The organism is Bacillus sp. SJS (genome assembly GCF_000732485.2).
GTDB classification, from domain to species: domain Bacteria; phylum Bacillota; class Bacilli; order Bacillales; family Bacillaceae; genus Metabacillus_B; species Metabacillus_B sediminis.
The window spans coordinates 44,266-51,454 of the sequence record NZ_JAQV02000011.1 but is presented as its reverse complement, the minus strand read 5'-3'; the positions used below and the strand labels follow the sequence as shown (position 1 = coordinate 51,454).

At 41.2% G+C, this 7,189-nt stretch carries 5 protein-coding genes; 3 read left to right on the top strand and 2 right to left on the bottom strand.

What is annotated here, in order from left to right; translation table 11 throughout:
* Positions 1-587: 587 nt before the first annotated feature.
* The gene (locus AS29_RS05865; RefSeq protein ID WP_035408528.1) at positions 588-1,880 is read right to left on the bottom strand and encodes an adenylosuccinate synthase; all 1,293 of its coding nucleotides are present in this window, start codon (positions 1,878-1,880) and stop codon (positions 588-590) included.
* Between the two features lie 514 nt (positions 1,881-2,394).
* Positions 2,395-2,994 (bottom strand): VanZ family protein, encoded by a 600-nt coding sequence (locus tag AS29_RS22015; RefSeq protein ID WP_442854518.1) that lies wholly within the window; start codon positions 2,992-2,994, stop codon positions 2,395-2,397.
* Positions 2,995-3,675: 681 nt separating this feature from the next.
* On the opposite strand from AS29_RS22015, the gene AS29_RS05855 reads away from it, so the two are divergent.
* The 3 genes from AS29_RS05855 to AS29_RS05845 all read left to right on the top strand — a co-directional run bounded on the left by AS29_RS05855 (position 3,676) and on the right by AS29_RS05845 (position 7,121).
* Positions 3,676-4,686 carry a LacI family DNA-binding transcriptional regulator gene (locus AS29_RS05855; RefSeq protein WP_035408523.1) on the top strand — a complete coding sequence of 337 codons (1,011 nt, stop codon included), beginning with the start codon at positions 3,676-3,678 and terminating at the stop codon, positions 4,684-4,686.
* A gap of 159 nt (positions 4,687-4,845) precedes the next feature.
* Entirely contained in the window at positions 4,846-6,159 is a 1,314-nt protein-coding gene (locus tag AS29_RS05850; RefSeq protein WP_035408520.1) for an ABC transporter substrate-binding protein, read from the top strand.
* A 62-nt stretch (positions 6,160-6,221) separates the two neighbouring features.
* The gene (locus AS29_RS05845; protein ID WP_035408518.1) at positions 6,222-7,121 is read left to right on the top strand and encodes a carbohydrate ABC transporter permease; all 900 of its coding nucleotides are present in this window, start codon (positions 6,222-6,224) and stop codon (positions 7,119-7,121) included.
* Positions 7,122-7,189: the final 68 nt, after the last annotated feature.

Genomic DNA, 7,189 nt, shown 5'->3' with positions numbered 1-7,189 from the left:
GAACCTTCGACCCTCTGATTAAAAGTCAGATGCTCTACCGACTGAGCTAATGGCTCCCTTTAAAACTACCTTGCTGCCACTTTAAACTCAGTATCAGAGCGCCTCAGCGACGTTTTTAATAATAGCATAGATTAATAGAAAGAAACAATAGTTTTTTTACAAAAATGACAAAATACTTTTTGAATCCCATATTTCTTTCTTGCACGCATGATTTATTATGCTGTTTGATAGCCGGGATGTCTACTTCTTTTTAAAAGAATACAGTTATTTTACGTAGTAGATTATCTTTGGAATATCGGAGAATAGCCACTTATCTTTTTATCGGACACTCAACCTTATATCGGACGCTTGTCATCTTATATCGGACACTCACCCCAGGATATCGGACAGTTTTTCTTCTTTATTGGACACTCCGCTGCTTTTATCGGACTTTCAATCTTTTATCGGACTCTCCTCACCTTATATCGGACCGTTTTCCTCATTTATTGGATTCTCCGCCGCAAGTACAAAGTAAAAACCGAACAGCACTAACCTCTACTATATAAAAAAAGAGAAGCCAGCTAACTGGCTTCCCCTTCCTAAATCTATTAGTTTGCGCGGTATACACTTCTAAGTACATTCGTTTGCGAACGATCTGGCCCAACAGAGAAGATAGAAAGCGGAATGCCTGTCAGCTGTGACACGCGCTCCAGATAGTGGCGGGCATTCTCTGGAAGATCCTCAAGCGTTTTCGCTCCTGTTATGTCTTCTGTCCAGCCTGGCAGCTCTTCGTATACAGGCTCACATTCCGCAAGTTCTTTAAGGCTTGCCGGGAAGTGTTCCATGACTTCGCCTTTGTAGCGGTAAGCGACACAGATTTTCAGTGTTTCGATGCCTGTCAGCACGTCGATGGAGTTCAGGGATAGATCTGTAATTCCGCTGACACGGCGGGCATGGCGGACAACGACGCTGTCGAACCAGCCGACGCGGCGCGGACGGCCTGTCGTTGTACCGTACTCGCGGCCGACCTCACGGATTTGGTGGCCAATCTCATTATCCAGCTCAGTTGGGAAAGGACCGTCTCCAACACGGGTTGTGTACGCTTTGGAAACTCCGACTACATGGTTGATTTTCGTCGGGCCTACGCCTGAACCGATCGTTACGCCTCCCGCTACCGGGTTGGATGATGTAACAAATGGATACGTACCCTGGTCAATATCAAGCATGACACCTTGAGCGCCTTCAAACAGCACACGGCGGCCTTCATCCAGTGCGTCGTTCAAGACAACGGAAGTGTCGCACACATATTTTTTGATTTGCTGGCCGTATTCGTAGTATTCATTCAGAATATCCTCGATTTTAAAGCCTTCGACCTCGTACATTTTTTCAAATAGACGATTCTTTTCTTCTAAATTGCGTGCAAGCTTTTCTTCAAAGGATTCACGGTCAAGTAGATCAGCGATGCGGATTCCGATTCTCGCTGCTTTATCCATATATGCAGGTCCGATTCCTTTTTTCGTCGTACCAATTTTATTCGCGCCTTTGCGATCCTCTTCAACGGCGTCTAATTTTAAATGATAAGGAAGAATCACGTGGGCACGGTTGCTGATTCTGAGATTGTCTGTGTTTACGCCTTTATCATGAAGGTAAGCGAGCTCCTGAACAAGCGCTTTCGGGTCAACAACCATTCCATTGCCGATTACACAGATTTTATCACTGTAAAAAATTCCGGATGGAATCAAATGAAGCTTGTACGTGACTCCGTCGAATTTAATTGTATGGCCTGCGTTGTTTCCGCCTTGATAGCGAGCAATTACTTCTGCATTTTCTGAGAGGAAATCGGTGATTTTCCCTTTTCCTTCATCTCCCCACTGGGTTCCAACTACTACTGCTGAAGACATATACCTGCACCTCCGAATGCGATTTAACTTACGATTTCAATCCATTTATATACACTAAATCCATCCAATATTGTACCAATGAGGTGGAGGAAAGTCAATTTATTTTCCGAACATTAAATAGGTTGGTGGTTATTTTCGTTCGTGAATAGGAGAATGGTTGCAGATAGTGGAGAGATGGTTACAGTTTACATAATACCGGGTCTATCCCGCTTTCCAGAGACAGACTATGGCTAATATTACGTCTATGAAAGAATTCACAACGGAGAAAATTTCGTCTCAATATGCACATGTACTACATATTACAAAGGGGGATGAGTTTACAAATGGGAGAAAACATATTAAACCCTGGGCTTCTAATAGATCAACTCAGAATCAACATTTCAATAAATGGTTTTGATCTAGGAGCTTATGACAACCTGTTTTAGGAAGAAAGAAGAAATATAGATTTTAATGATCCGGAAGCTATTGGTCCTTTTATAAAAAACAAACGCCCCGTTTAAAGGGAGTTTGTTTTTTAGCTTCTAAAAGAACTAAGAAAATATTTTTGCAACTTAAATTTACTGGAAAATTTAAAATAAATTTTAAAAACAATGATTCCGATTACTCCACTTATGAAATTGAGTATAACGTCATTAATATCTGCAGCTCTAAGTTCATCTATTTCATAAAAAGATAATATGACCATTTCAATTAACTGAATTAGTTCTATAAAAATACTACTAATAAAAGTTAAAAGTAGTATTTTTTTAATGTTTTTTATCCATCCAAAGTAAAGAATTGTGAATGTAGCAGGAGCTAATAACATCAAATTATAAAAAAGATATAATAGCGCCAGTGAGTTGTTCAAAGTGGATATCATGGGGAGTATAGGGACTATGTTTATAGGGAGTTGCATTTTATCTGTAAATAAGTATGTTGGGTGTACTTGATTTAATACGATTGAATGAAAAGGAAATCCAATAGTCCCAGTAAATAAGAAAGTTACATAAAATGAGAAAGCCCCAAAAACTAAAATGCTCAAAAAATTATTGATTTTGGTGTTTTTTAAGAGAAAAAAAAGTAATATGGTAACGAATGTACTGTTAATAATGCTGGTAATGAAATGAGAAAACATTAGTAACTTATAATCGTAATTTTCCAGATAATAGGGTATTCTCAGTAAGATTTGTATATATGGAACGATTAAAAGAGTATATTTCATATAAGTAACCTACCTCCGTATAATAAAAATCAGCTTATTTTTACAATATCTATCATTTATACCTATTATAAACATTTTTAAGTGGAATTCATCTTGAAAAAGCAATCCAAACCCTGATGGTCTATGCACCAAATGCTAATATGGATTGGATTGAATTTAGGAAGGTTGGAGAATAAGGCTGCCCCGCTTATTTTGAAGGAGTGTAGTTTTTATGGGTGGAAGGCGAGAACTGGGTCTGTCCCGCTCTCCTTCCCCGCATAAGGGGACAGAGACAGCCTCTTTTAAACCGTTGCGCCTGTATGTTTTGCGATGGATGATGCCAGAGCTTTAGCCTGATAGCGAATGGCGGGACTGGGACGGTGCCAGTCCCGTTTTGCTTCACCGCAGCCGGGGACAGAGGCTGTACTGGCTGAGACCTTGATACATAAGGTTTGAGTAGAGGCGGTGCCGGAGCTTCCGTACTTTAGCTGAGTGCGGGTCAGACCCCAAGCTATGTCATCTGTCCAAAATATTCAAAAAATTTTCTTGCCTATTCCAAGTTCACACCCTTATAATACAAATTAACGAAAGCGCTTTCGATAAGAGGAGATTAGGATGACCACGATCTATGATGTAGCAAAAAAAGCTGGGGTTTCCAGTACAACCGTTTCAAAAGCATTAAATAATTATCCGGATGTTAGTGAGAAAACAAAGAATGTCATTTTGACTGTAGCAGCGGAGATGGGTTACTTGCCTAATTCTCACGCCCAGTCCCTTTCCACCAAAAAAACATGGTCAATTGGAGTCATGTTTACGGAGGAAAATGAAGTGGGGATGAAGCATCCATTCTTTAATGCTGTCATTGAAAGTTTTCGCAAGCATGCGGAAAATGAAGGGTATGACCTCATTTTCCCTTCCAGAAATCTCCGCAACCGGAATACGACCTATCTGGAGCATTTTACATACAGAGGTGTGGATGGCATTATCATCATCTGCTCTGACCAAAATGATCCTCAGGTGCTGGAAATTCTGGACAGCAACATTCCTATTGTCGTGATTGACATGAATGAGGTTAACAGCAGTGTCGTTTATTCTGATAATGTGACTGGAGCTGAGACTGCAGTAGATTACCTCATATCACTCGGCCACCGCAAGATTGCCCATATTTCAGGTGATTCCGAAACATTTACTGGTGAGGCAAGAATTGATGGATATGAGAAGGCAATGAAGAAAAGCAGTCTTGCTATACCTGAAGGATATCTTGTAAACGGAGGGATGTTCTCCATTCAGGAAGGCAGAGCAGCAATGGAACAGCTTTTAAAACTGAAGGATCGTCCTACAGCCATTTTCATAGCTGGAGACCAAATGGCGATTGGTGCAATGGAAACCATTAAAGACCATGGTCTTGCTGTTCCGGATGATTTTTCGATTATTGGTTTTGACGATATCGAAATGGCGAGCTATGTAACACCTAAATTAACAACCATCAAACAGGATACAGATGCACTTGGTGCACAGGCAGCGAGTCTGCTTGTGAGTCAGATTGTCCAGAAAAAGAAATCAATAAAATCTGAAATGATTCCAATTCAATTAATAGAACGCGAATCCTGCCGAGCTTTAACCTAATTTTTTTTAACTTTTACAGTAACCGCTTTCAGTCTATTTTTTTGCAGTTAAACGAAACCGCTTTCGGTTTTATGTTTATTTTTTACCGGAAATCGAAACCGCTTTCGAACAGTAAGTAAAGCACTTATTTTCCAATACCATTTGAAAAGGGGCTACATGATGAAGAAAACACTCAGTATTTTCTTGTCGCTTGTTCTATTAATCGGGATTTTGGCAGGCTGTTCAGGTTCACAAAGTGCAAACGGATCAAAAGGCGGTAAAGACATTGATTTGAGAATCTGGTCATTTACAGATGAATTGAAGAAGCCTATTAAAAAATTTGAAGAAAAGAATGGCGTGAAGGTGGAGCTGACCATCGTTCCGATTGCAGACTATCCAACGAAGCTAAAGCCGGTTCTTGAAAGCGGCGTGGGAGCTCCTGACGTATTTACGGGTGAGCTTGCCTTTATTAAGCAATGGGTGGATGCGGGATATTGGGAAGACCTTTCAAAATCCCCATACGATGCTGAAAAGTTATCAGATCAATACATTCCTTACGTATTTGATATGGGAAAAGACAAGGATGGAAAGGTGAGAGCTCTTTCCTGGCAGACGACTCCAGGCGGTGTTTATTACAAGCGAAGCATTGCGAAAGAGGTTCTTGGAACGGATGATCCTGCTGAAGTGGGGAAAATGATGTCTTCTATGGACAGTGTGTTTGCAACAGCAGAAAAATTGAAAGCGAAAGGCTACCGCATGTTCCCGGATGAGGGCGCAATCCGCTGGTTTGCTCAAGGCGATGCACCTGAACCATGGGTAAATGATAAAAATCAGCTGCAGCTGACTGACAGAAAAGTTGAATTTATGGACTATGCAAAAGAAATGAAGACGAAAGGCTACACAGCCAATGCTGCAGAATGGTCCCCATCGTGGTTCGAATCCATGGATAAAGTCGTGAAGGTTAAAGAGAACGGAAAGACAGTTGAAACCAATGTGTTCTCCTATGTACTTCCTACTTGGGGTCTGCATAGTGTTTTGAAAACAAATGTAAAAAAATCCACGGGTGATTGGGCAGTTACAAGCGGTCCGAGTCCATATTTCTGGGGCGGTTCATGGCTTGGTGTTTACAGCAAATCAAAGAACAAGGAACTGGCTTACGATTTCGTGAAAATGATGACGCAGGATAAAGACTTCCTTAAGGATTGGGCGAAAGAAACAGGAGATGTTCTATCCTACCTTCCTGTTACAGATGAAATTAAAGGTGATTTTAAAGACGAATTCCTTGGCGGGCAAAATAATTATCAATTCTTCCTTGATCAGGCTCAAAATATTAAGCCGGGAATCGTAACGAAGTATGATCAGCAGCTTGATACCCTTTACGGCAATGCGGTTAAACAATATACGGATGGAAAAAAATCCAAGGATGACGCGATTAAAGAGTTTTATATGAAAGCGAAAAATGCGTATCCGGATTTAACGGTTCCAAATAAATGATAAGCAGCAAGCGGCTTAACAAGCTTTAGGCCGCTTGTACTTCTTGAAAGAGAGGGAAAAAGGTGAAAAATTTAAACCGGTATGGGTACTTTTTTATCGCACCGTTTTGGCTGGTCTTCTTAGTATTCAGTATCTATCCAGTTGCGCTCACGTTTTATTACAGCTTTACAAATTATACCGGCAGCGGAACTGCTGAGGTTGTCGGATTAGCGAATTATACACGTCTTTTAACGGATTCCTTCTTCGTGCAGGCCTTTGTCAACACGCTGAAAATCTGGGGCATTAATTTTGCGTTGCAAATGGGACTTGCGTTGATTCTTGCCGCCATTTTTTCCGATATGCGGCTGAAAATGAAGGGCCAATCGTTTTTCCGGGCGATTTTTTATCTGCCAAATTTGATAACGGTCAGCTCCGTTGCTCTATTATTCGGGATCCTGCTGGATTGGCAGCATGGCTCGCTGAACGTTGTTCTCATGAACCTCGGATTGATCTCTGATCCAATTAACTGGCTGAATGAACCAGCCACCGCTCAAATTTCCGTTTCCCTGATCTTAACGTGGATGTGGTTCGGGCATTCCTTTATTGTCATCATGGCTGGGATTTCCGGAATCTCCACTGACTATTTCGAAGCCGCTCTGATCGATGGCGCAAACCGCTGGCAAACACTTGTCAGCATTACCCTGCCTTTATTAAAACCGATTCTTTTGTATATCATGATTACCTCTCTCATTGGTGGTCTTCAATTATTCGATCTTCCTATGCTGATTACCGATGGCATCGGATCGCCGGACGGATCGCTGAACACGATGGTTCTGTATTTATACAATCAGGCATTCAAGTACAACAACTATGGCTACGCATCCGCGGTCGCCTATGGATTATTTATCATCACGGTCATTTTCTCTGCCGTCGTCTTCAGATCGATGTACAGCAGCGACAGAAAACAAGCAAGGCAGGTGTAAAAAATGATTGAAACGAACAAAACTCTTTCTACTGAATTCAAATCAAAGCCTGTCTCTCTTCAGCCAAA

Bases quoted from the DNA above. Each gene is read 5' to 3' on its own strand.
- AS29_RS05855 (WP_035408523.1), top strand. From the start codon at position 3,676: ATGACCACGATCTATGATGTAGCAAAAAAAGCTGGGGTTTCCAGTACA.
- AS29_RS22015 (WP_442854518.1), bottom strand. From the start codon at position 2,994: ATGTTTTCTCATTTCATTACCAGCATTATTAACAGTACATTCGTTACC.
- AS29_RS05850 (WP_035408520.1), top strand. From the start codon at position 4,846: ATGAAGAAAACACTCAGTATTTTCTTGTCGCTTGTTCTATTAATCGGG.
- AS29_RS05865 (WP_035408528.1), bottom strand. From the start codon at position 1,880: ATGTCTTCAGCAGTAGTAGTTGGAACCCAGTGGGGAGATGAAGGAAAA.